Origin of the sequence: Pantoea sp. EKM21T (assembly GCF_011800405.1) — a bacterium.
Lineage (GTDB): Bacteria > Pseudomonadota > Gammaproteobacteria > Enterobacterales > Enterobacteriaceae > Pantoea > Pantoea agglomerans.
The window spans coordinates 91289-115103 of sequence record NZ_JAALFV010000011.1; the positions used below are offsets into that span (position 1 = coordinate 91289).

The 23815-nt window shown below is 57.1% G+C and carries 16 protein-coding genes; 13 read left to right on the forward strand and 3 right to left on the reverse strand.

Annotated elements, in window-relative coordinates:
* Positions 1–95: 95 nt before the first annotated feature.
* Positions 96–806, reverse strand: a complete 711-nt coding sequence (locus tag HFD87_RS19815; protein ID WP_010248654.1) for a TerC family protein — start codon at positions 804–806, stop codon at positions 96–98.
* A 99-nt stretch (positions 807–905) separates the two neighbouring features.
* On the reverse strand, positions 906–1583 hold the full coding sequence (gene mutH / locus HFD87_RS19820; RefSeq protein WP_010248652.1) for a DNA mismatch repair endonuclease MutH: 678 nt from the start codon (positions 1581–1583) through the stop codon (positions 906–908).
* Between the two features lie 684 nt (positions 1584–2267).
* Here mutH and rppH point away from each other — a divergent pair.
* The 12 genes from rppH to recD all read left to right on the forward strand — a co-directional run bounded on the left by rppH (position 2268) and on the right by recD (position 20774).
* A complete protein-coding gene (gene rppH / locus HFD87_RS19825) occupies positions 2268–2795 on the forward strand; it encodes an RNA pyrophosphohydrolase (RefSeq protein WP_009087042.1) in 528 nt (175 codons plus the stop codon).
* 12 nt (positions 2796–2807) lie between these two features.
* Positions 2808–5054, forward strand: a complete 2247-nt coding sequence (gene ptsP, locus HFD87_RS19830; protein ID WP_010248647.1) for a phosphoenolpyruvate--protein phosphotransferase — start codon at positions 2808–2810, stop codon at positions 5052–5054.
* Positions 5055–5380: 326 nt separating this feature from the next.
* Positions 5381–6262, forward strand: coding sequence for a prolipoprotein diacylglyceryl transferase (gene lgt, locus HFD87_RS19835; protein WP_010248645.1), 882 nt, complete (start codon positions 5381–5383; stop codon positions 6260–6262).
* Entirely contained in the window at positions 6259–7053 is a 795-nt protein-coding gene (gene thyA, locus HFD87_RS19840) for a thymidylate synthase (RefSeq protein WP_033772525.1), read from the forward strand. The genes lgt and thyA overlap by 4 nt, the downstream gene beginning before the upstream one ends.
* Before the next feature lie 186 nt (positions 7054–7239).
* Positions 7240–7710: a prepilin-type N-terminal cleavage/methylation domain-containing protein gene (locus HFD87_RS19845; protein WP_167423831.1), complete on the forward strand. Its 471-nt coding sequence runs from the start codon at positions 7240–7242 to the stop codon at positions 7708–7710.
* Entirely contained in the window at positions 7707–8234 is a 528-nt protein-coding gene (locus HFD87_RS19850; RefSeq protein WP_181451950.1) for a prepilin peptidase-dependent protein, read from the forward strand. Before HFD87_RS19845 ends, HFD87_RS19850 begins: the two co-directional genes overlap by 4 nt.
* The gene (locus tag HFD87_RS19855; protein ID WP_033769930.1) at positions 8231–8635 is read left to right on the forward strand and encodes a DUF2509 family protein; all 405 of its coding nucleotides are present in this window, start codon (positions 8231–8233) and stop codon (positions 8633–8635) included. Before HFD87_RS19850 ends, HFD87_RS19855 begins: the two co-directional genes overlap by 4 nt.
* Positions 8595–8921, forward strand: a complete 327-nt coding sequence (locus tag HFD87_RS19860; protein ID WP_240769934.1) for a prepilin-type N-terminal cleavage/methylation domain-containing protein — start codon at positions 8595–8597, stop codon at positions 8919–8921. The genes HFD87_RS19855 and HFD87_RS19860 overlap by 41 nt, the downstream gene beginning before the upstream one ends.
* A 101-nt stretch (positions 8922–9022) precedes the next feature.
* On the forward strand, positions 9023–12400 hold the full coding sequence (gene recC, locus HFD87_RS19865; protein WP_033785648.1) for an exodeoxyribonuclease V subunit gamma: 3378 nt from the start codon (positions 9023–9025) through the stop codon (positions 12398–12400).
* A gap of 108 nt (positions 12401–12508) precedes the next feature.
* Positions 12509–15400 (forward strand): pitrilysin, encoded by a 2892-nt coding sequence (gene ptrA / locus HFD87_RS19870; protein ID WP_167423832.1) that lies wholly within the window; start codon positions 12509–12511, stop codon positions 15398–15400.
* On the forward strand, positions 15397–18936 hold the full coding sequence (gene recB / locus HFD87_RS19875; protein ID WP_167423833.1) for an exodeoxyribonuclease V subunit beta: 3540 nt from the start codon (positions 15397–15399) through the stop codon (positions 18934–18936). The genes ptrA and recB overlap by 4 nt, the downstream gene beginning before the upstream one ends.
* Positions 18933–20774, forward strand: coding sequence for an exodeoxyribonuclease V subunit alpha (gene recD / locus HFD87_RS19880; RefSeq protein ID WP_010671032.1), 1842 nt, complete (start codon positions 18933–18935; stop codon positions 20772–20774). Before recB ends, recD begins: the two co-directional genes overlap by 4 nt.
* A 50-nt stretch (positions 20775–20824) precedes the next feature.
* Here recD and argA read toward each other — a convergent pair whose 3' ends face one another.
* Positions 20825–22153: an amino-acid N-acetyltransferase gene (gene argA, locus HFD87_RS19885; protein ID WP_010248624.1), complete on the reverse strand. Its 1329-nt coding sequence runs from the start codon at positions 22151–22153 to the stop codon at positions 20825–20827.
* Between the two features lie 232 nt (positions 22154–22385).
* Here argA and amiC point away from each other — a divergent pair, with 232 nt between their 5' ends.
* Positions 22386–23630 carry an N-acetylmuramoyl-L-alanine amidase AmiC gene (gene amiC / locus HFD87_RS19890; protein WP_010248623.1) on the forward strand — a complete coding sequence of 415 codons (1245 nt, stop codon included), beginning with the start codon at positions 22386–22388 and terminating at the stop codon, positions 23628–23630.
* Positions 23631–23815 lie beyond the last annotated feature (185 nt).

Sequence of the window (23815 nt, forward strand, 5' to 3'; positions counted from 1 at the left end):
CAAGTGCAAACAGTGTAGTAATAAATGGTTTTGCCGGCAGGGTTAATCGTATGAATCTGAAAATAACCGGGCGAGCAGGCTCGCCCTTGACTTTATCAGGCGTGCTTTTTCTTACTGCGCATCAGGTTAAGACACTCAACCGCCATTGAGAAGAACATAGCGAAATAAATGTAACCTTTTGGTACGTGGACCGCAAAACTCTCCAGGATCAGGGTGAAACCGACCAGAATCAGGAAAGAGAGAGCCAGCATTTTCACTGACGGATGGCGGTCAACAAACTCACCGATCGCGCGCGCAGCGAACATCATCATCAGCACGGCAATAACCACCGCCGCCATCATAATGAACAGATGATCGGAGAGGCCGATGGCCGTGATCACCGAGTCGAGGCTGAAAATAATGTCGAGCATCATGATCTGTACAATCGCACCCAGGAAGGAATGGACGCGGGTGTTGTGTTCGCCTTCGCTGCCTTCGATCGTTTCATGGATCTCCATGCTCGATTTCCACAGCAGGAACAGTCCGCCAAACAGCAGAATCAGATCGCGCGCCGAGAACGCATGATCCATCAGCGTAAAGAGCGGGTTAGTCAGACGGGCTACCCACGCGATAGAAGCCAGCAGGCCAAGACGCATCAGCATCGCGCCCATCAGACCAATGCGACGTGCGCTGGCTTGCTGGTGTTTTGGCAGTTTAGCGACCACCAGCGACAGGAAAATGATGTTATCAATACCCAGCACCACCTCAAGGATGGTCAGGGTGCCCAGCGCCAGCCAGGCGTTGGGATCGGAAATCCACTCAAACATACCGACATTTAATCCTAAACGAAAAGTAAACGGCGATTATACGCATTCATTTCGCCGATCTCCCACAAAATTGCGACACATCAACGCGGGTGGCGACGTTCAGAGGAGAAAATGACGCGCCAGCAGGGGCCCGGTGAAGCTTTTCTTCAGGTAGAAACCGCGCGGCAGCGTCATGATTGGCTGGCCCTGATCGCCGATTCCTTCTGTCAGCGCTTTGCTATTGGCGGCTTTGGGCCGTATTTGCAGCCAGGCACCATGTCGCGCGGTAATCTGCTCTACGCGACCCAGCACAATCATATCCATCAGCTCTTCCCAGTCCTGCCGCAGCATCTCATCTTCTTCCGCATCGGGGCTCCATAACAGCGGCGCGCCGACACGGCGTTCCCGCAGCGGAATCTCACGTCCGCCTTCAACCGGGATCCACAATACCCGCGCCAGCTTGTGGCGCACATGGCTGGTGAGCCAGGTCACGCCGCTGTTGCCGGTCAGAGGTGCCACGCAGACAAAGGTGGTTTCCAGCGGCTTACCCTGCGCATCAATCGGGATAGTTTTCAGTTCGATACCCAGATGGGCAAAGTCCTGCTCCGCTTTGCTGCCTGCGCTGGCACCAAGATGCCACTCCAGCAGCATGCCGACCCAGCCCTTGTCGCGTTTGAGATCCGCAGGCATGGGCAGACCGGCGCGCGCGGCCAGGGTTTCCAGGGTTAAACCGGCTAAATCCTGCGCGCGTGCCAGCAGGCTGGCTTCATCTTCAGGTGGTCCTGGCTGGTAACTCATGGTGAACACTCGCAATGATTAAAATTTGTACAGTAGCGGGTGAGTCACGTTTCTCACATAAATAATCCGCGTCAGGGATCGATAATAACATGATAGATCGTGCTTTTTTTAGCGGATTGCACGCTCGCCGCCCCAGGTGCTTCAGGGTTATCCCAGCTTACCCGCAACAATGAACAGGATCTCCAGCCCGGTTATCCACAGAAAAATGGGATAACCACCGTCTGAGTGCGGTACTGGTTCCATTTACAGCCTTGACTTTTCACGATCTGGCCATAATTTCGCCGCTCTGGCCTAACCCTGAGCGATTATCTGTGGATAAAAAGCAGTGTGCTTATATTTTAAGCAATTGTCAGTTACCATGAAAATATTCACTGTTTATAAAAGATTTACCGGTAAGGTTTTTGATTTAATATCATTAAAAATCATACGGATGTGTTGTTGGTTCTTTCTGGCTCTTCAGCGTGCACGGAAAAGGTTATTCAGATAACTCCCGCGTTCTGCACAAAGCTATCCACAGAAAAGGTGAATAAGATCGATCTTTTTCTCGGTCATTGTTTATAACTTTGCCATTTTCTGTGAGTTATCCCGGCGATGATGGCTTAACCCCCCATGAATCCAGTGGTTTACCGCCTGTAAGGAGTGTGAAACAATCAGCTCATTCAAATTTTGCTTTGAGGTAGTCCGGTGATCGATGATGATGGCTACCGCCCGAATGTTGGTATCGTAATCTGTAACCGGCAGGGACAAGTGTTATGGGCCAGGCGCTTTGGACAGCACTCCTGGCAATTTCCTCAGGGAGGCATCAATCCCGGTGAAACCGCAGAACAGGCGATGTATCGCGAACTGTTCGAAGAAGTCGGATTACACCGGAAAGATGTTCGAATACTTGCTTCTACCCGTAACTGGTTACGTTACAAGTTGCCAAAACGTTTGGTGCGTTGGGACACAAAGCCGGTATGTATCGGCCAGAAACAAAAGTGGTTTCTTCTGCAGTTAATGTGTAATGACGCGGATATCAATGTGCAGCACAGCAGCACGCCCGAGTTCGATGGCTGGCGCTGGGTCAGTTTCTGGTATCCGGTGCGTCAGGTTGTCTCCTTTAAGCGCGACGTTTATCGTCGGGTGATGAAGGAATTCGCTGGCGTGGTGATGTCTATGCAGGAGAGTGCGGGGCAGCGAAATAATCCTGCCCATCGACGTAAGAGAGGATAGGCCACGCCCTTTATGCTCACTCAGTTGCGCGAAATTGTAGAAAAAGTGGCGAGTGCGCCGCGTCTCAATGAAGCACTCGACATCCTGGTTAATGAGATCTGTCTGGCGATGGATACGGAAGTCTGTTCCGTTTACCTCGCCGACCACGATCGTCACTGCTACTACCTGATGGCGACGCGCGGACTTAAAAAACCGCGTGGCCGCACCGTGACCCTGGCGTTTGACGAGGGGATCGTCGGTTTAGTGGGCCGTCTGGCCGAACCGATTAACCTTGCTGACGCCCAGAGTCATCCCAGCTTTAAATATATCCCCGCAGTGAAAGAGGAGCGCTACCGCTCCTTCCTCGGCGTGCCGATTATCAGCCGTCGCCAGTTACTGGGCGTGCTGGTGGTACAGCAGCGCGAGCACCGTCAGTTTGATGAAAGCGAAGAGTCGTTTCTGGTCACCCTTGCCACCCAGATGGCGGCATTGCTGTCGCAGTCGCAGATGGCCCAGCTGTTTGGTCAGTTCCGGCAGACGCGGGTGCGCGCGATTGCAGCTGCGCCTGGCGTGGCGGTGGCACCGGGCTGGGTAGATGAGACGCAGCCACTGCTCGATCAGGTTTCGGCTGCCTCAACGCTGGATGTTCATCGCGAACGTGAGCGTCTGTCGCTCGCCATGAGTGAAGCCACCAGTGAATTTCGTCGCTTCAGTAAACGCTTCAGCGCCAGCGCTCAGAAAGAGAGTGCGGCCATTTTCGACCTTTACTCTCACCTGTTAACCGATGCCCGACTGAAAAAAGATCTGTTCGATGAGATCGAACGCGGATCGGTCGCCGAATGGGCAGTGAAACAGGTGATCGAGAAGTTTGCTGAACAGTTTGCCAGCCTGACGGACACCTACCTGCGTGAACGCGCAGGCGATCTGCGGGTGCTGGGTCAGCGCCTGCTGTTTCACCTTGACGATACGCTGGTCGGCACCAATGCCTGGCCGGAACGCTTTGTGCTGGTGGCCGATGAGCTGACCGCCACCACCTTAGCTGAGCTGCCGCATGAGCGGCTGGCGGGCGTGGTGGTGCGTGACGGCGCAGCCAACTCCCATGCGGCGATTCTGACCCGCGCGATGGGGATCCCGACGGTCATGGGCGCTGACATCCAGCCTCATCAGCTCAACAAACGTTTGCTGATCGTCGATGGGTATCGCGGTGAGCTGTTGATCGATCCCGAGCCGGTGCTGGTGCAGGAGTACCAGCGTTTGATCAGCGAAGAGAATGCGCTGAGCAAAATGGCGGAGGGCGTGGTCGATCAGCCCGGTGAGCTGAAAAGCGGTGAGCGCGTGCAGGTGATGCTGAATGCCGGCTTAAGCCCGGAGCATGAGCAGACGCTGGGCAACTGGGTGGATGGCATCGGTCTCTACCGCACCGAAATTCCGTTTATGCTGCAGAACGGCTTCCCGTCGGAAGAGGAGCAGGTGGCACAGTATCAGGGCATGTTACAGCTGTTTCACAACAAGCCTGTGACGCTGCGTACCCTGGATGTGGGGGCAGATAAACAGCTACCCTACATGCCTATCAGTGAAGAGAATCCCTGTCTGGGCTGGCGCGGCATCCGCCTGACGCTTGACCAGCCGGAAATTTTCCTGGTGCAGGTGCGCGCGATGCTGCGTGCCAACGCCGCATCCGGCAACCTCAGTATTCTGCTGCCGATGATCAGCCATATCGATGAGATCGACGAAGCGAAAAAGCTGATCGATCGCGCAGGACGCGAAGTCGAAGAGATGCTGGGCTATACGATCCCCGCGCCGCGCATCGGCATCATGATTGAAGTGCCGTCGATGCTGTTTATGATCCCGCATCTGGCGTCGCGGGTCGATTTTGTCTCGGTTGGCACCAACGATCTGACCCAGTATCTGCTGGCGGTGGATCGCAACAACACCCGCGTGGCCAATCTCTACGACTCGCTGCATCCGGCGATGCTGCGTGCACTGAATACGATTGCGCAGGAAGCCCGTCTGGCCAATCTGGAATTGTGCCTGTGTGGTGAAATGGCCGGCGATCCAATGTGCGTGGCGCTGCTGGTCGGGCTGGGGTATCACCATCTCAGCATGAACGGCAAAAACGTACCACGGGTGAAATACCTGCTGCGCCATCTGGATCACGAAGAAGCACAGCAGCTCAGCGAGCAGGGGATGAATGCTCATACCGCCACTGAGGTTCGTCATCTGGTCTCGACCTTTATGGAGCGTCGCGGGCTGGGTGGATTAATCCGCGGCGGTCGCTAAGCGCTACTTCAGGCTATTTTATTTGCCATTCTGGCCCTGGGCAGTGCTCACACAGGCTGCTTTAGCAACCTGAACGCCCGTCAGGGCGGCCCTGAAGGGGCGAGCACAGCGAGTAATCCTCACGTACTACGTGTACGCTCCGGTTGTTGCGCGCTGTCCGTGACCAGTCTGGCTGCAACAATGTACGCCTGACGGGTCAGACTCTGGGCGTTATCCGCGTTTACATTTGCGGGACAATTCACAAAACCGGCTGTGCTATGATGCGCAGCCTTAATTTATGTGCCTGACAACGCCCCTTTTCAGGGTTGAAAAATAGACGGTGAATGATGAATAACGGCTATATTGCATTTCCGCAGTTCGATCCGGTGATCTTCTCGATTGGACCGGTTTCGCTTCACTGGTACGGTCTGATGTATCTGGTGGGCTTTGTTTTCGCCATGTGGCTGGCTGTCCGCCGCGCCAATCAGCCGGGCAGCGGCTGGAAAAAAGAGGAAGTGGAGAACCTGCTTTATGCCGGTTTCCTGGGGGTCTTCCTGGGTGGACGCATCGGCTATGTGCTGTTCTACAACTTACCGCTGTTCCTGGAAAATCCACTCTATCTGTTCAAAGTCTGGGATGGCGGCATGTCGTTCCACGGTGGCCTCATCGGGGTGATTGTCGTCATGCTGGTCTTTGCCCGCCGCACCCGACGTAATTTCTTCCAGGTGGCTGATTTCATCGCGCCGCTGATCCCGTTCGGTCTGGGTGCCGGTCGTCTCGGCAACTTCATTAACGGTGAGCTCTGGGGCCGTGTCGATCCGGGCTTCCGCTATGCCATGCTGTTCCCTGGCTCCCGCAGCGAAGATGTCGCGCTGGCCGCCACCAATCCGCAATACCAGGCGCTGCTCAACACCTACGGCGTGCTGCCGCGTCATGCTTCGCAGCTCTATGAACTGGTGCTGGAAGGGATAGTGCTGTTTATCATCCTGAATCTGTTTATTCGTAAGCCACGCCCGATGGGCAGCGTCTCTGGCCTGTTCCTGATTGGCTATGGCGCCTTCCGTATTATCGTTGAGTTCTTCCGCCAGCCGGATGCCCAGCTTGGCCTGTTTGAAGGCGGAATCAGTATGGGACAGATCCTCTCTGTGCCGATGATTATTGCCGGTATTATTATGATGATCTGGGCGTATCGTCGTCGCCCGCAGCCACAATTTCGCGAGGAAAAATGAAACAGTATCTGGATTTAATGCAACATGTGCTGCACGAAGGCACGCCAAAAGCTGACCGTACCGGCACCGGTACGCTTTCAATTTTTGGTCACCAGATGCGTTTCAATCTGCAGGATGGTTTTCCGCTGGTCACCACCAAGAAATGTCATATCCGCTCGATTATTCATGAGCTGCTGTGGTTTCTGAAAGGTGATACCAACATCGGTTATCTCAAAGATAACAACGTCTCCATCTGGGATGAGTGGGCGGATGAGAATGGCGATCTCGGCCCGGTGTATGGCAAACAGTGGCGCAGCTGGGGAACGGCCAGCGGCCAGGAGATTGACCAGCTAAGCCAGGTGATGGAGCAGCTGAAGCGCGATCCCGACTCACGCCGGATTATCGTTTCTGCCTGGAACGTCGGCGAGCTGAGCGAGATGGCGCTGGCCCCTTGCCACGCGTTCTTCCAGTTCTACGTGGCGGACGGCAAACTCTCCTGCCAGCTCTATCAGCGCTCGTGCGACATCTTCCTGGGCCTGCCGTTTAACATCGCCAGCTATGCGTTGCTGGTACATATGGTGGCGCAGCAGTGCGATCTGCAGGTGGGCGACTTTGTCTGGACCGGCGGTGATACCCACCTCTACAGTAACCATCTGGAGCAGGCGCGCCTGCAGCTGACCCGCGAACCGCGTCCGCTGCCATCACTTGTTATCAAACGCAAACCGGCGTCGCTGTTTGACTATCAGTTCGAAGATTTTGAGATTGAAGGCTACGATCCGCATCCCGCGATCAAAGCCCCTGTCGCCATCTGATTCGCGATAAAAGATAACGCCCTGGCACTTCGCCGGGGCTTTTTTTTGCCCGCAAACCGGTAAATCTGCGGCAACGCTCGCACGCTTCTGCCAATTCATGCTATTGGGGAAGATTCTCTGCGACGTGCTTTCCAGCCTGCCAAACCGCACCTTGTTTCATCTGTTCATCACCCGCACTCTGACACCATGAAAACAGCACACTTACGCGGTTTTACCCTGCCGGAACTGCTGCTGGTGATGGTGATTGCCGGCATGCTGAGCGTTGCCGCGCTGCATGGCTGGCAGCGCTGGCAACAGCGGCAGCAACTGCGCGACAGCGTCCAGCAACTGCAGGGATTCCTGCTTCGGCTGCGTGCCCAGGCCAACCGGCAAAATAGCGATCTGGTTTTATGGTCACGGCCTGGCGATCCCTGGTGCATCGGTGCCGGAAGTCCCCCCGTTGCAGGGTGTGATAGCCGAAAACGGCTGCAATTCGTGGCGCCGCACGCTGGCGTTTCGCTCTATGGCATCCGGGGTGAACCGGGCTTCTATGGCCGACGTAATGTGGCCCGGGCGGGCAGCATTGAGCTGGGTAACAGCGCCGGACGAATGCGGCTGATTATCTCGGCCAGAGCCCGTATTCGCCTCTGCATGACGGATGAGGAGACGTGTCGTTGAAAATGGCCGGATTCAGCCTGCTGGAGATGCTGATCGCCTTAGCAATCAGCGCCGTCGTGATGTTAAGTGCTGGCCGTTTTCTGCCGCTGCTGCTGGCAGAGAACGCCGGCGTGATGCAACGGGCGCAGCTGCGTCAGGAGTTACAGCAGATGATGGCGACACTGGAAAAAGCGGTGCGGCGTGCCGGTTATTGTCACGGTGAGTGTGGCAGTGGGGCGCTGCAAATCAGAGAGAACTGCCTGCTGCTGCGCTGGGATGAGAACAGCAACGGTAAATGGGAAGGGGTGAGCCATGCAGAGAGTGACTATTACGGTTATCGCCTGCGACAACAGCAGCTTGAGATGCAGCGAGGTGTTGACCAGTGTCAGTCAGCGGGCTGGGAGCGGCTCTCCGATCCCGCGTTTATGACGCTGGAGCAGTTCAGCGTCAGCCAGCAGGGCACGCAGGTCAGGATAGTGCTGCAGGCACGGGCCGGACGCTGGCTTGAAACGGTGGAGAGCTGGATTGAGGCAGAGAACCTGTGAAGCAGCGAGGCAGCAGCGCTCTGGGCATGGTGTTGATGATTATGGTCATCGGCAGCTTTACGCTGCATGCCAGCCGTAAGATGTCTGAGCAGGGAATGCGACTGCTGGCGGATGAGCAGCAGTTTATTCAGGGTTTCTGGCGGGCGCAGTCTGCGCTGCAATGGGGCTTCTCCCTGAGCTGGTCAGCCAGTGAGGCGGCCAGCTGTCAGCAGGATGATCGCCAGGGCTGGCGCAGCTGTTTACAACGAGGTGAAAAGGATGAAGGTCTGCTTAAAGGGGAGGCCAGCGGCAGTGGCATGGCAGTCTGGCAGTGGGTGCGGTTACGGGGCAATCAGATTACCGCGTTGCCGCACGGCTGGATTGACTACTGCCCGCTCACGCCGCCGGCCACCTGCCAGTAAGCGCGGTGGATTCAGCCTGCCGGAAGTGTTGTTTGCTCTGCTATTAATGGCATTAAGCAGCAGCACGCTGTTGCACTATCATCGCACACTGGCACTGGGATTCAGCCAGCAGTGGTATCAGCGTGAGGCATGGCGGGTGGCTGAGCAGCAACTGATGGGACATGAGAGTCCCGGCTGGACCTCAATACTGCAACAGCAGAGCGGTCCTTCAGGCTGCACCCTGGATCGGGCTGACGTGACGGGACCTTATCAGCGCCGTGCCACCCTGACGCGGCTGCGATGTTAACTCTCCCCGGTCGCCCTTTTGATGGGTTTCAACCGCGATACGCGGTAAAGTGACAGAGCCGCAATACCGCAGTCACGTTCTGAGTTATCACAGGAGTTTTCATGTTTCACGTTTATCACTCAAATCAGCTTGATGTGCTGAAGATTCTGGCGGCTGCGGTGATTAAACATGACCCTCTTGATGATCCTTTCGCCTCAGAAATGGTGCTGGTGCAGAGTCCGGGTATGGCGCAGTGGCTGCAGATGGAGCTGGCGCAAACCTTTGGTATTGCTGCCAATATCGAATTCCCGCTGCCTGCCAGTTTTATCTGGGAGATGTTCGTCCGCGTACTGCCCGATATCCCGGTAGAAAGTGCTTTCAGTAAGGCCAGCATGGGCTGGAAGCTGATGCACCGGCTGCCGGAGATGCTGAAGCATGAAGAGTTTACCTCTTTACGCCACTATCTCCATGACGACGGCGACAAGCGTAAACTGTTTCAGCTCAGCTCACGTGTGGCCGATCTGTTCGACCAGTATCTGGTCTATCGTGCCGACTGGCTCAACAGCTGGGAGCGCGGCGAAACCATTGAGGGGCTGGGCGAGGCGCAGCGCTGGCAGGCTGCCCTGTGGCGTGATCTGGTGAGTTATACCCAGGCCCTGCGCCAGCCTGAATGGCACCGCGCCAACCTCTATGCGCGATTTATCCAGACGCTGGATCAGGCGAAAAGCACGCCGGAAAATCTGCCCAAACGGGTCTTTATCTGTGGCATCTCTGCGCTGCCGCCGGTCTATCTGCAGGCGTTGCAGGCGCTGGGACGTCACATCGATATCCATCTGCTGTTCACCAATCCCTGCCGCGATTACTGGGGCGATATTCAGGATTATGCGTTTCTGGCGAAACTGCAAAGTCGTCAGCGCCGACGTCATGGTGCTGATGAATCACGCGGACTCTTCCGGGATGCAGAGCAGGCACCGGCGCTGTTTAACGACGCTGGTGAACAGCAACTGACCAACCCTTTGCTCGCCTCCTGGGGCAAGCTGGGGCGTGACAACCTGTTTCTGCTGAGCCAGATGGAGTCAAACGATGACATTGATGCTTTTGTCGATGTGGAGCCGGACAACCTGCTGCACTGTATGCAGCACGATCTTCTCAATCTGCAGGATAACGCCATCATCGGACTGAATGCGGCGGAACTGGCACACAGCGATCAGAAACGCTGCTTGGATCCGGAGGATCGATCAATTGCGGTGCAGGTCTGCCACAGTGCCCAGCGCGAAGTTGAAGTGTTGCAGGATCATCTGCTGGCAATGATGGAGGCCGATCCGACGCTGAAAGCACGTGACATCATCGTCATGGTGGCGGATATCGACGCCTACGCCCCTTTTATTCAGGCGGTGTTCGCCAATGCACCTGCCGATCGCTATCTGCCGTTTGCGATTTCAGATCGCCGTGCCAGTCAGGCTCATCCGGCCATTGTGGCGTTTTTGCATCTGCTGGCACTGCCGGACAGCCGTTTTGTCTCGGAGGATGTGCTGGCGCTGCTCGATGTCCCGGCGCTCGCTTCCCACTTCGCCATTGATGAAAGCGGCCTGCGTTTACTGCGGCGCTGGGTCAGCGAATCGGGGGTACGCTGGGGGCTGGATGATGCCAGCGTAGAAGCCCTGTCACTTCCGGTTACCGGCCAGCACACCTGGCGCTTTGGCCTGCAGCGTATGCTGCTGGGTTATGCGATGGAGAGCCACAACGGTGACTGGGAAGGAATTCTGCCTTATGACGAGTCGGGTGGTCTGGTGGGGGAGCTGGCGGGACATCTGGCTGAGCTGCTCTCCCGGCTTAATCACTGGCGGCAGCTGCTTGCCGAACCCCGGCCACTGGCGGCCTGGCTGCCCATGTGCCGGGAACTGCTCAATGCCTTTTTCAGCCCCGATGCAGAAACCGAGGCCGCCTTACTGCTGGTGGAAGAGCAGTGGCAGCAATTGATTGAATATGGCATGGATGCGCGGTTTGAAGAGGCGATTCCGGTGGCGCTGTTGCGCGATGATCTGCGCAGCCGGCTTGATCAACAGCGCATCAGTCAGCGTTTCCTGGCGGGGCAGATTAACTTCTGTACCCTGATGCCGATGCGCTCCATTCCTTTTCAGCTGGTCTGTTTGCTGGGCATGAACGACGGCGTCTATCCACGGACCTTAGCGCCGTTAGGTTTTGATCTGATGCAGCAGCAGTCCCGCAAAGGCGACCGCAGTCGCCGCGATGATGACCGCTATCTCTTCCTGGAGGCGATGATTTCGGCGCAGCAGCAGCTCTACATCAGTTATATCGGCCGGGCGATTCAGGATAATACGGAACGCTACCCCTCGGTGCTGGTCACAGAACTGCTGGATTACATTGGACAGAGTTTTTATCTGGAAGGTGATGGCCATCTTGAGCTGGATGAGAGTGCCGAACGGGTGCGGATGCACCTGCAGCACCTGCACAGCCGGATGCCGTTTGCCGCCGAAAACTTCCAGCCTGCTGCCAGACTGCAAAGTTTCGCCCGTGAGTGGTTGCCTGCCGCGCGGGGTGCGGGGCAGCCCCAGCCCGATTTTGTGCAGCCGCTGGAGGCGCCGTTAATTGATGCGCTCACGCTGGAGGCGTTCCTGCGCTTCTGGCGACATCCGGTCCGTGCCTGGTTCCACCAGCGGCTTGGCGTGAGTTTCTGGCTGGAGGAGAACGAACTGCCCGACAGCGAGCCGTTTGCGCTCGACAACCTTGAGCGTTATCAGATCAACGCGCAGTTGCTGAATGCGCTGGTCGAAGGCGAGGATACTCAGCGGCTCTATGCTCACCATCGTGCGGCCGGTAATCTGCCTTATGGCGCGTTCGGTGAGCTGTTCTGGCAGGCGCAGCGCGATGAGATGCAGGAAGTGGCGGCAGAAGTGGTCACCCAGCGCAGCGACGGCGAGAGCTGGGAAGTGAATCTGCAACTGGAGCAGGTCAGCTTAACCGGGTGGCTGACGCAGGTTCAGAGTGATGGATTGCTGCGCTGGCGGCCTGGCGTACTCAACATGAACGACGGACTGCTACTCTGGCTGGAACATCTGGTCTACTGCGCGCTGGGCGGCACCGGCAGCAGCCGGATGTTTGGCCGGCAGCAGAGCCGCTGGTGCTTCCTTGCCGTGCCGCAGGCAGAGGCGATTGCTGCGCTGAATGAGTATGTCACGGGGTATCTCGCGGGTATGCGTCAGCCGCTGATGCTGCTTAACAAAAGTGGCGGCGCATGGCTGACCGCCAGCTACGACAAAAAAAGTCAGCAGTTACTGACTGATGAGGCAACCCAGCTTAAGGCGCGTAATCGCCTGCTGACGGCCTGGTCAGGCAACTATCAGCTTGAGGGTGAAGGCAGCGATCCCTATCTGCAACGTCTTTGCCGGGTGCTGGATGAGCCACAACTACAGCAGATAACTGAGGCGGCACAGCGCTGGTATTTACCGGTGCTGGCTGCACATCAGGATGATGAATAGCCGATCAGAAGGCGTTTTTGCTGACTGACTCATTACACAGAAATTTTGCTCTGCTTTGAGCCGCCGCGTCCGACATTGGCGGTTTATCGGGAAACGAGAGGGGTTTACATGCGGGTACACGCACGCTGGATAGCGGCGCTAATGTTAAGCCTGGTGGCTTGCACAGCGCCGGCGCAGGCATCATCAGGCTGGCAGCCGGTTAACGACACTATTCGCAAAAGTGAACAGGATCCCCGCCACTATCAGGCTATCCGGCTTGATAATGGGATGACGGTATTACTGGTTTCCGATCCTGTGGCACCGAAATCGCTGGCGGCGCTGACGTTGCCGATAGGATCGCTGGACGATCCCGATCAGCAGGCGGGACTGGCGCACTACCTTGAGCATATGGTGCTCATGGGTTCAAAGCACTACCCGCAGCCCGACAACCTGGCCGAATTCCTGAAAAAGCATGGCGGCAGCCACAACGCCAGCACAGCCTCTTACCGCACCGCCTTTTATCTGGAAGTGGAAAATGACGCGCTGGAAACGGCGGTTGATCGCCTGGCGGATGCAGTGGCTGAGCCGCTGCTGGATCCGGTTAACGCTGACCGCGAGCGCCACGCCGTGAATGCCGAGCTGACCATGGCGCGCTCGCGCGATGGCCTGCGTATGGCCCAGGTCGGCGCGGAAACCCTGAACCCGGCGCATCCGGCGTCACGTTTCTCGGGCGGCAATCTTGAGACCCTGAAAGATAAGCCAGGCAGCAAACTGCATCAGGCGCTGCAGGACTTTTATCATACGCATTACTCCGCCAATCTGATGAAAGCGGTGATCTACAGCAACAAACCGCTGCCGGAGATGGCGTCGATTGCGGCTAAAACCTTTGGCCGGGTACAAAATCATGACGCCAGCGTGCCGGAGATTACGGTGCCGGTGGTGACCGATGCGCAGCAGGGCATCATCATCCATTACGTTCCGGCTCAGCCGCGCAAGCAGCTCAAAATTGAATTCCGCATTGCCAACAACAGCGATCGGTTCCGCAGTAAAACCGACACGCTGATCAGCTATTTAATCAGTAACCGCAGCAAAAACACGCTGACTGACTGGCTGCAAAAACAGGGACTGGCCGACGGGGTGAATGCGGGTGCTGACCCAATGACCGAGCGTAACAGCGGCGTGTTTGCGATTACCGCGTCACTGACTGATAAAGGGCTGGCGCAGCGCGACCAGGTCGTGGCGGCGATATTCAGGTACATCAATCTTCTGCGTCAGCAGGGGGATGATAAGCGCTATTTCGATGAAGTTTCGCATGTGCTGGCGCTCGACTTCCGCTATCCCTCAATTACCCGCGATATGGATTACATTGAATGGCTGGCCGACACCATGCTGCGCGTACCGGTTGAACATACGCTGGATGCACCCTATCTGGCGGATCAATACGATGCCGCCGCGATTAATGCCCGGCTGGAAGAGATGACCCCGCAGCATGCGCGTATCTGGTACATCAGCCCGCAGGAGCCGCACAACAAAAAAGCCTATTTTGTGGATGCGCCTTATCAGGTTGAGAAGATCACCCCACAAACCTTTGCAGACTGGCAGCAGCGCGCCAGCCAGATTACGCTGGCGATGCCCGTGCTAAACCCCTATATCCCGGACGACTTCACCCTGTTACCGTCAGACGGCAAGACGTATCAGCATCCGGTGAGACTGGATAACCAGGATGATATGCGTATTTACTGGATGCCCAGTCGTTATTACGCCAGCGAGCCAAAAGCGGCGATCACCCTGGCGTTACGCAATAAGCACACCATCAGTGATGCCCGTCAGCAGGTGCTGTTTGGCCTGAATGACTACCTTTCCAGCCTGGCGCTGGACGAGCTTAATTCACAGGCTTCAGTGGGCGGCATCAGCTTCTCAACGGGTGAAGATGAAGGGCTGGTATTCAGCGCCAACGGCTTCACTCAGCGTCTGCCGACCCTGCTGAAGAAACTGGTGGAAGGCTATGCCACTTTCCAGCCGACAGAACAGCAGCTGGAGCAGGCGAAATCCTGGTATCTGGAGCGGCTGGACGCGGCGGAAAAGGGCAAAGCGTTTGAACAGGCGATTCAGCCGATGCAACTGCTGTCGCAGCTGCCATATACCCAGCGCGAGGCTCGCCGCAAGCTGGTAAGCACACTCTCACTTAAGGATGTCACTGACTATCGCGATACGCTGTTCCGCGACGCGACGCCGGAGATGCTGGTAGTGGGCAACCTCAGTGCTGACAGCGTGACGCAGCTGGGGCATGAGCTCAAACAGCAGATGCAGAGTCATGCGACCCGCGACTGGCATAGTCAGTATGTCTCGATTAAAAAACCGCTGAAAGCCAACCTGCAACAAAAAGGCAGCAGCACCGACTCCGCCCTTGCCGCGCTCTATATTCCACTGGGATACAGTGAATATCAGAGCATGGCGCACAGCTCCATGCTGAGCCAGATTGTGCAGCCGTGGTTCTACAATCAGCTGCGGACCAAAGAGCAGCTCGGCTACGCGGTGTTTGCCTTCCAGATGCCTGTGGGTCGCCAGTGGGGGATCGGCTTCCTGCTGCAAAGTAACAGCAAGCAACCGGGCTGGTTGTTGCAGCGCTACCAGGCCTTCTACCCGCAGGCGGAAAAACGTCTGCGCAGTATGAGCCAGGCAGACTTTGCCCAGTATCAGCAGGCGATGATCAATGATTTGCAGCAGCGTCCTCAGACGCTCTTTGAGGAAGCGGATCGCTTTAGCCGCGACTTTGATCGGCAGAATGATCAATTTGATACCCGGCAAAAAATGACAGAGCAGGTTCAGCGGTTAACCCCGGCGAGCCTGGCAGACTTTTTCCGGCAGGCCGTGATCGAACATAAGGGCATGGTGATGACCTCGCAGATTGCAGGCACCGGCAATGGCAAAGTTGAGTTTGCCCGTCAGCCTGGCTGGAAAACCTGGAGTGAAGTGGCACAACTGCAGCAGTCGCTGCCGGTAAAGAGTGAGACCCAATGACGCAGTTACCTCCCGTATCGCTGAATCCTTTAACGCTGCCGCTCAGAGGCGAGCGGCTGATTGAGGCGTCAGCGGGCACCGGAAAAACCTTTACCATTGGTCTGCTCTATCTGCGCCTGCTGCTGGGGCTGGGCGGTGAAAACGCCTACAGCCGGCCGCTCTCTGTCGAAGAAATTTTAGTCGTGACCTTTACCGAGGCCGCGACCGCCGAATTGCGCGGGCGCATCCGCGAGAATATTCATCAGCTACGTCTGGCCTGTATCCGCGGCAAAAGCAGCAATCCGATGCACCAGTTACTGCTGGAGCAGATGCCTGATCTGGCTCAGGCCGCCGCGCAGCTGCTGGCTGCCGAGCGGCAGATGGATGAAGCCGCCATTTTTACCATTCACGGCTTCTGTCAGCGGATGCTGAATCTCAATGCCTTTGAGTCGGGCATGCTGTTCGAGCAGGAGTTGATTGAAGATGAGCAGGCGCTGCTGAAGCAGTCGGCCGCCGATTTCTGGCGTCGTCAGTGCTATCCACTGAGTCTGGATGTGGCACGGATCATCGCCGCAGAGTGGAGCGGGCCGGACAGCCTGCTGACCACGCTGCGCCCCTGGCTGCAGGGGGAGTCGCCGGGGCTGAAACGTCCGCCTGCCGCCGATGAGACGCTGGCATCACGCCACGCACGCAATCTGGCGCGCATCGAGGCCATCAAGCAGCAGTGGCAGGCGCTCAGCGCCGATGTTGAGGGCATTATCACTGCATCTGGCGTTGATAAGCGCAGCTACAGCAGTAAACATCTGCCCAACTGGGTCGCCCGCGTCACGCAGTGGGCCAGCAGCGACACGCTGGATTATCAGCTGCCCAAAGAGCTGGAGCGCTTTGGACAGCAGGTGCTGGAGGAGAAAACTAAAAAGGGTGAAGCGCCGCGTCATTCGCTTTTTGAGGCGATCGATCAGTTTCTGGCAGAACCGCTGTCGCTGCGGGATGTCATCATTGCGCAGGCGCTGACCGATGTGCGCGCCACGGTGCAGCGCGAGAAACGGTTACGTGCACTGTTAGGCTTCGACGATCTGCTCAGTAAACTGGATGAAGCGCTGCAGCAGCCAGGTGGCGTTTTGCTGGCAGAAACCATCCGGGCGCGTTACCCGGTGGCCCTGATTGATGAATTCCAGGATACCGATCCGCAGCAGTACCGCATCTTCCGCACGCTCTATATTAATCAGCCTGAACAGGCACTGTTTCTGATCGGCGATCCTAAGCAGGCGATCTATGCGTTTCGCGGTGCGGATATTTTTACCTATCTGCGGGCCAGAAACGAAGTCAGCGCTCACTACACGCTCGATACCAACTGGCGTTCATCACCTGAGATGGTCGGGAGCGTCAACCGCCTCTTTTCTCAGCTCGATTCGCCTTTTTTGTTCTCGGCGATCCCCTTTCAGCCAGTTAAGCCTGCTGCGCCCAATCAGTCGCTGAAACTGATTTTTGACGAGCAGCAGCAACCGGCGTTACGGTTCTGGCTGCAGCCTGGCGAGGGCGTGGGTAACAGCGATTACCAGCAGTTTATGGCACAGCAGTGTGCGGCCGATATCAGCCGCTGGCTGGTGGCCGGACAGCAGGGGCGCGCCCGCCTGGGCAAAGGCGAGGCGCTGCAGCCGGTGCGGGCTTCCGATATCACCGTGCTGGTGCGCAGTCGCAATGAGGCCGGTTTAATCCGCGACGCGCTGAATGCGCTGTCGATCCCTTCGGTCTATCTCTCCAGCCGGGACAGCGTCTACACCACGCCGGAAGCGCGCGAACTGCTCTGGTTACTGCAGGCGATACAGGCACCCGAGCAGGAACGTCTGCTGCGCAGCGCGCTGGCGACCTCAATCTTTGCTATTGATGCAGCAACGCTCGACGCGCTGACACAGAATGAACGCGAGTGGGATGCGCTGGTGGAGCAGTTTGCCGTCTGGCAGCAGCTGTGGCATCAGCGCGGCGTGTTACCGATGCTGCGTGACGTGATGATCAAGCGGCAGCTGGCGGAGAATATGCTGGCCTCGGAGAACGGTGAACGTCGCCTGACTGACCTGATGCATCTGGGTGAACTGCTGCAGGAGGCTTCGGTGCAGCTGGAGAGTCCGCACGCCCTGGTGCGCTTCCTGGCGCAGCAGATTGCCCGGCCAAACAGCCAGGCCTCCAGCCAGCAGTTGCGTCTGGAAAGCGACCGCCATCTGGTGCAGATCATCACCATCCATAAATCGAAAGGACTGCAATATCCGCTGGTCTGGCTGCCATTTGCTGCCGGGTTCCGCGAGGCGGCCAGCGCGCTTTATCACGATCGCGACACGTTCACGGCACTGCTGGATGTGCAGGGTGATGCACAAAGTCTGGCGCTGGCCGAAGAGGAGCGCCTGGCGGAGGATCTGCGTCTGCTCTACGTGGCGCTGACCCGTTCGGTCTATCACTGCAGCGTCGGCATTGCGCCACTGATCAAAGGCACCCGCAAAAAAGAGGGCGAAAGCGATCTGCACAAGAGCGCGCTGGGCTACCTGGTGCAGCAGGGTGAGGCGGCGGATGCGCAGCAGCTCAGTCAGCGATTGAATGCGTTAACCGGTGAAGGGATTGCGCTGGTTGAAGAGGCTCTGCTGCCGGGAGAAATGTGGCAGGATGCGCAGCAGGGCGATGAGGTTTTAAGCAGCCGCGACATTACGCGCGCGCTGGCTGACGTCTGGCGGGTAACCAGTTATTCAGGCCTGCAACAGCATCACAGCTCGCCGTTGCTGGATGCGATGCCCAATTTTGATATTGATGCAGCGGGCGAAGAAGAGAAGGGTGAAGAGGCTGCATTGACACCCCACCACTTTCCGCGCGGAGCGGCACCTGGTACGTTTTTGCACGGTCTGTTTGAGTCGATCGACTTTACCGAACCGCCGGACAGCGTCTGGCTGGAAGATCAGCTGCAGCATAATGGCTATCCGCTGAGCTGGTTGCCGGTTCTGGAACAGTGGATTGACCGGGTCTTACATACGCCGCTCAATGCTGAGGGGCTGACGCTATCGGCGATAAAAAGCAGCGAACGCCTGATCGAGATGGAGTTCTATCTGCCGATCAACAATCTGCTGACTGCGGCGGATCTTGACGCTCTGCTGCGCCGGCACGACAGCCTCTCTCAGCAGGCCGCCCCCCTGGATTTTCGTCAGGTGCGGGGCATGCTGAAGGGCTTTATCGATCTGGTCTTCCGCTGGCAGGGAAAATATTATCTGCTCGATTACAAATCGAACTGGCTGGGGGATAGCCACGCCGCTTACACGCCAGAGGCGATGGCGCAGGCGATGATCGGCCACCGCTACGATCTGCAATATCAGCTCTATACGCTGGCGCTGCATCGCTATCTGCAGCATCGTTTGCCGGACTACGACTATCAGCGTCACTTTGGTGGGGTGTTTTATCTGTTTTTGCGCGGGATGGATGGCAGCTCGCCGGACAACGGCATTTTCGCCACCCGACCTGCTGAAGCCTTTGTGGAAGAAATTGATGCACTGTTTGGTGAAACCGGGGAGATGTTATGAGTGACATGCTGAGTCTGCTGCTGCAGGCGGTAGAGAAGCGTCTCCTGCGACCGCTGGATATACAGTTTGCCCAACTGGTGGCCCCGGAATCACAGCCTGGGCTGCTGCTCGCTGCTGCCTGCGTCAGCGCTGACGCGGGTGAGGGGCACGTCTGTTTACCGCTGAGCAACCTCTGCGAAGCGAATCTGTTCGCTGGTCGCCAGCCTGCGCTGGCTCAGGCGATCTGGCACGCCGCTGGTGCGCCGGAAGACTGGACAGCACGCTTTGCTGACTGGTCGGCTGTCAGTGATGGCAGCCTGGTTACGCCGCTGGTGCTAAGCAATCAGCGTTTATATCTGCATCGGCTGTGGCAAAGCGAAGGCCGGGTCGCCGACTTCTTCGCTGCGCAGGAAGTGAAAACTGCGTTTGATATGCATGCTGCAGGCGACGTGCTGAACAGCCTGTTTGACGACCAGCCGGAGAACTGGCAGAAAATTGCGGCGGCCGTGGCGCTGACCCGCAAGACTGCGGTTATTTCCGGCGGGCCGGGTACCGGTAAAACCACCACAGTGGCGAAACTCCTCGCTGCCCTGATTCGCCTGAATCCCGGTGCACTACGGATTCAGCTGGCGGCACCGACCGGCAAAGCCGCCGCGCGACTGACCGAGTCACTGGGTAGCGCACTGCAGGAACTGGCGGTCAGCGACGAAGAACGTCGGCGTTTTCCTGCCGAAGCCACCACGCTGCATCGCCTGCTGGGCGCTCAGCCCGACACTCAGCGGCTGCGCTACCATGCCGGTAACCCATTGCATCTTGATGTGCTGGTGGTTGATGAAGCGTCGATGGTCGATCTCTCAATGATGGCAAAACTGATCGCCGCGCTGCCTGCCCATGCCCGCGTCGTGTTTCTGGGCGATCGCGATCAGCTGGCCTCGGTCGAAGCCGGTGCGGTGCTGGGCGACATCTGCCGCTGCACCGAAAGCGGCTACAGCCTGGCACGGGCTGAACAGCTCGCGCTGCTGACCGGCTGCACACTGCAGGGCAGTGACGATGTGCAGGCACCCGCAGTCCGCGACAGTATCTGTCTGCTGCAGAAGAGTTATCGTTTTGATGACTCATCAGGCATCGGCCAGCTGGCAAAAGCGATCAATCGTGGCGATGCAGAGCAGGTCAGGGCGGTGTTTGCTGCGGCTTATGAGGATATCAGTTACCAGCCGCTGAACAGCGCTGACGCTTATCAGGCGATGCTGGATGAGGTAGCCCAGGGTTATCAGCCCTTCCTGCAGTTGATCAGACAGCAGTCGTCGCCCGCAGAAGTGATTGCCGCTTTTGGCCGTTATCAGCTGCTGTGTGCATTACGTGACGGGCCATTTGGCGTGCAGGGTCTGAACCAGCGTATTGAGCAGCGACTGATGCAGCTGCAGCGCATCCGTCGTCCTGGCATGGGCAGCCGCTGGTATGAAGGGCGTCCGGTGATGATCACCCGAAATGACAGCGCGCTCGGCCTGTTTAATGGCGATATCGGCATGACGATGCGGGATGAAGAGGGCAACCTGAAGGTCTTTTTCCCGCTGCCGGATGGATCGATCAAGGCGATTCAGCCGAGCCGGTTACCCTCACATGAAACGGCCTGGGCGATGACGGTGCACAAATCACAGGGCTCGGAGTTTGATCATACCGCGCTGGTGATGCCCACGCAGTTTCTGCCGGTGCTGACCCGTGAACTGGTCTATACCGCGATTACACGTGCACGGCGGCAACTGACCATCTACAGCGAACCCGGCGTATTTCAGCGTGCCGTGCAGCTGCAAACGCAGCGACGCAGCGGTCTGGTGGAGCGACTGGGGGAATCTGGCTGAGAAGAGAGGGGACAGACCACGCGGGGGGTGCCTGTCCCTTACGGATTGAATCAGGTGAGATCGGCCATCAACACTTTTGAACGGCGCTGATAGTTATACATCTCTTTCTTACTCTCGGGCAGGGACTCAATATCTACCGGCGTAAAGCCGCGTTCCTGGAACCAGTGGATGCTGCGGGTGGTTAACACAAACAGTTTTTCCAGCCCCATCTGGCGTGCCTGAAGTGCCACGCGTTGCAGCAACATCTCACCGCGTGAAGAGCTGCGATAGTCAGGATGAACCGCCACACAGGCCATTTCGCCAATCTTCTCATCCATAAACGGATAGAGTGCTGCACAGGCGATGGTCAGATTATCGCGCTGAATGATGGTGAACTTATCAATTTCCATTTCCAGCTGCTCGCGCGAGCGACGCACCAGAATACCCTGCTGCTCCAGCGGACGGATCAGTTCGAGGATGCCGCCGATATCATTGATATTGGCGCGACGGATCTGCTCTGCCGACTCCATAACGATCTGGGTACCGATACCGTCGCGTGAGAAGAGCTCCTGCAACAGCGCGCCATCTTCCTGATAACTGATTAAATGGCTGCGGCGAACACCACTGCGGCAGGCTTTCACCGCCCCACGCAGGAAGCGAACGGTCCCGGAAAGATAATCGCCTTCCTTTTCAATCTCATCGATACGGGCCTGCGCATCATTCGGGAAGAGCTCGGAGATGATTTCACCCTCGCTGTTCAGCACGCCCTGCTCAGAGCAGAAGCCGATCATTTTCTCCGCTTTGAGTTTAATCGCCAGCTGGGTAGCCACTTCTTCCGAGGTCAGGTTAAAGCTTTCGCCGGTAACTGAAACCGCAACCGGGCCCATCAGCACAATCGCATCGTTATCCAGCTGACGATGAATGGCCTCTTCATCAATACGACGGATACGGCCGCTGTGACAGTAATCCACGCCATCATCCACGCCCAGCGGCTGTGAAATAATGAAGTTGCCGCTGACCACGTTGATATGCGCGCCCTGCAGCGGCGTGTTGTTGAGACTCATTGAGAGGCGGGCCGTGATATCTAACTGCAGTCGGCCGGCGGCCTGCTTCACTAACTCCAGCGATTGCGCGTCGGTGACCCGGGTAAACTTATGGTAAACCGGCTCCAGCTGCTGCTGAGCCAGGCTGGCATCAATCTGCGGTCGTGCGCCATACACCACGACGAGGCGAATGCCCAGGCTGTGCAGCAGGCCGATATCATTAACGATGCCAGAGAAGTTCTCATGCTCAATCGCTTCGCCACCCAGCATGATGACAAAGGTTTTACCCCGGTGGGCATTGATATAGGGAACGGTATGGCGAAAACCCTGAACCAGTTCGGTACTACGTTCCTTCACGGCCAACCCTCAGTGAATGTTTATTCGTATTTTTTGTATTTTTATGCTTTTACGCCCGGTTTTGCAAGTCTTAATCCTGACGAAAATTTACGTTTTTCTGGGTGTCAAAGCCGCTAACAGCCTGCATTATTTAGGGTTTCCGGGGTGACATCATGCTGCGGATTGGATAAAGTTTTCGCCGCCATTTTAGTAACTGGCGCTTTTTTAGACATTACACAGCAGCTGGAGCGGCATGTCAGACGTTAATTCCCATTTTTCACGCAGACGATTTTTACAGGGGACGGGCGCCTTACTGCTGTTAAGCGTCAGCCGGACAGGGTTGGCGGCGAAGAACCACATTGTGGCGGTGCGTATCTGGCCCTCATCGACCTACTCGCGGATGACGCTGGAGTCCAATGTCGCGCTGAAGTACAAGCAGTTTGCGCTGAGCAATCCCGAACGCCTGGTGATTGATATTCAGGGGCTGCATCTCAATCCGGTTCTGAAAGGGGTAGATAAGCAGGTTCGGGTCGACGATCCCTTTATTAAAAATGCCCGTGTCGGTCAGTTCGACAGCAACACGGTGCGCGTGGTACTGGAATTAAAGCGCAACGTCGCGCCGAAGATCTTTAATCTCTCGCCGGTCGCCGGGATCAATCACCGGCTGGTGGTCGATCTCTATCCGAGCCAGAACCAGGTTGAGGACGATCCTCTGCTGGCTCTGCTGAAAGATTACAACCAGGGCGATCTGGAGAAAGATGAAGGGGTGCAGGCGCCCTTACCCGGCAAAGCGGGGCGCGATCGTCCGATCATTATCATGATCGATCCCGGTCACGGTGGGGAAGATCCGGGCGCGCACGGCAAATATAAGACCCGCGAGAAAGATATTGTGCTGAAGATTGGACGGCGACTCAAAGCGCTGATCGATAAAGAGTCCAATATGAAAGCCTATATGACGCGCAATGAAGATGTCTTTATTCCGCTGCGCGTCAGGGTTGCCAAAGCCCGTAAACAGCGTGCCGACCTCTTTGTGTCGATCCATGCGGATGCCTTTACCAGCCGCGCGGCACGCGGCTCTTCAGTGTTTGCCTTATCAACCAGCGGTGCCACTTCGGCGGCGGCTCGTTTCCTGGCTCAGACTCAGAATGAATCAGACCTGATTGGCGGCGTCAGCAAAAGCGGTGACCGCTATCTCGATCACACCATGTTCGATATGGTGCAGCGTCAGACGATTCATGACAGCCTTAAATTCGGCAAAGAGGTGCTGCATCGCATGGGGCGCATCAACCATCTGCACAAACGCACCGTGGATCAGGCCGGATTTGCGGTGCTGAAAGCCCCTGATATCCCGTCAATTCTGGTCGAGACGGCGTTTATCAGTAATGTGGAGGAGGAGCGCAAGTTGCGAACCACCCGTTACCAGCATCAGGTGGCAGAGGCGATTCTGAACGGCATCAAAGCGTATGTAGAGAGTGGGGCGGCGCTGGCCCATCGGTAAAGGAGTGCGGGTAGCCGGGCTATCCGCGCGCTTTTCAGGGCAGAAAGAGGCTGAAGCGGCTTTTGGGAACGTCAGAAACAAAAAAACACCCTTTCAGGTGTTTAAATGATTGGTTGCGGGGGCCGGATTTGAACCGACGACCTTCGGGTTATGAGCCCGACGAGCTACCAGGCTGCTCCACCCCG

Coding starts and splice junctions, on each gene's coding strand:
- recB (WP_167423833.1), top strand. CDS start 15,397: ATGACGCAGTTACCTCCCGTATCGCTGAATCCTTTAACGCTGCCGCTC.
- ptrA (WP_167423832.1), top strand. CDS start 12,509: ATGCGGGTACACGCACGCTGGATAGCGGCGCTAATGTTAAGCCTGGTG.
- HFD87_RS19845 (WP_167423831.1), top strand. CDS start 7,240: ATGAAAACAGCACACTTACGCGGTTTTACCCTGCCGGAACTGCTGCTG.
- thyA (WP_033772525.1), top strand. CDS start 6,259: ATGAAACAGTATCTGGATTTAATGCAACATGTGCTGCACGAAGGCACG.
- recD (WP_010671032.1), top strand. CDS start 18,933: ATGAGTGACATGCTGAGTCTGCTGCTGCAGGCGGTAGAGAAGCGTCTC.
- HFD87_RS19815 (WP_010248654.1), bottom strand. CDS start 806: ATGTTTGAGTGGATTTCCGATCCCAACGCCTGGCTGGCGCTGGGCACC.
- ptsP (WP_010248647.1), top strand. CDS start 2,808: ATGCTCACTCAGTTGCGCGAAATTGTAGAAAAAGTGGCGAGTGCGCCG.
- amiC (WP_010248623.1), top strand. CDS start 22,386: ATGTCAGACGTTAATTCCCATTTTTCACGCAGACGATTTTTACAGGGG.
- recC (WP_033785648.1), top strand. CDS start 9,023: ATGTTTCACGTTTATCACTCAAATCAGCTTGATGTGCTGAAGATTCTG.
- lgt (WP_010248645.1), top strand. CDS start 5,381: ATGAATAACGGCTATATTGCATTTCCGCAGTTCGATCCGGTGATCTTC.
- mutH (WP_010248652.1), bottom strand. CDS start 1,583: ATGAGTTACCAGCCAGGACCACCTGAAGATGAAGCCAGCCTGCTGGCA.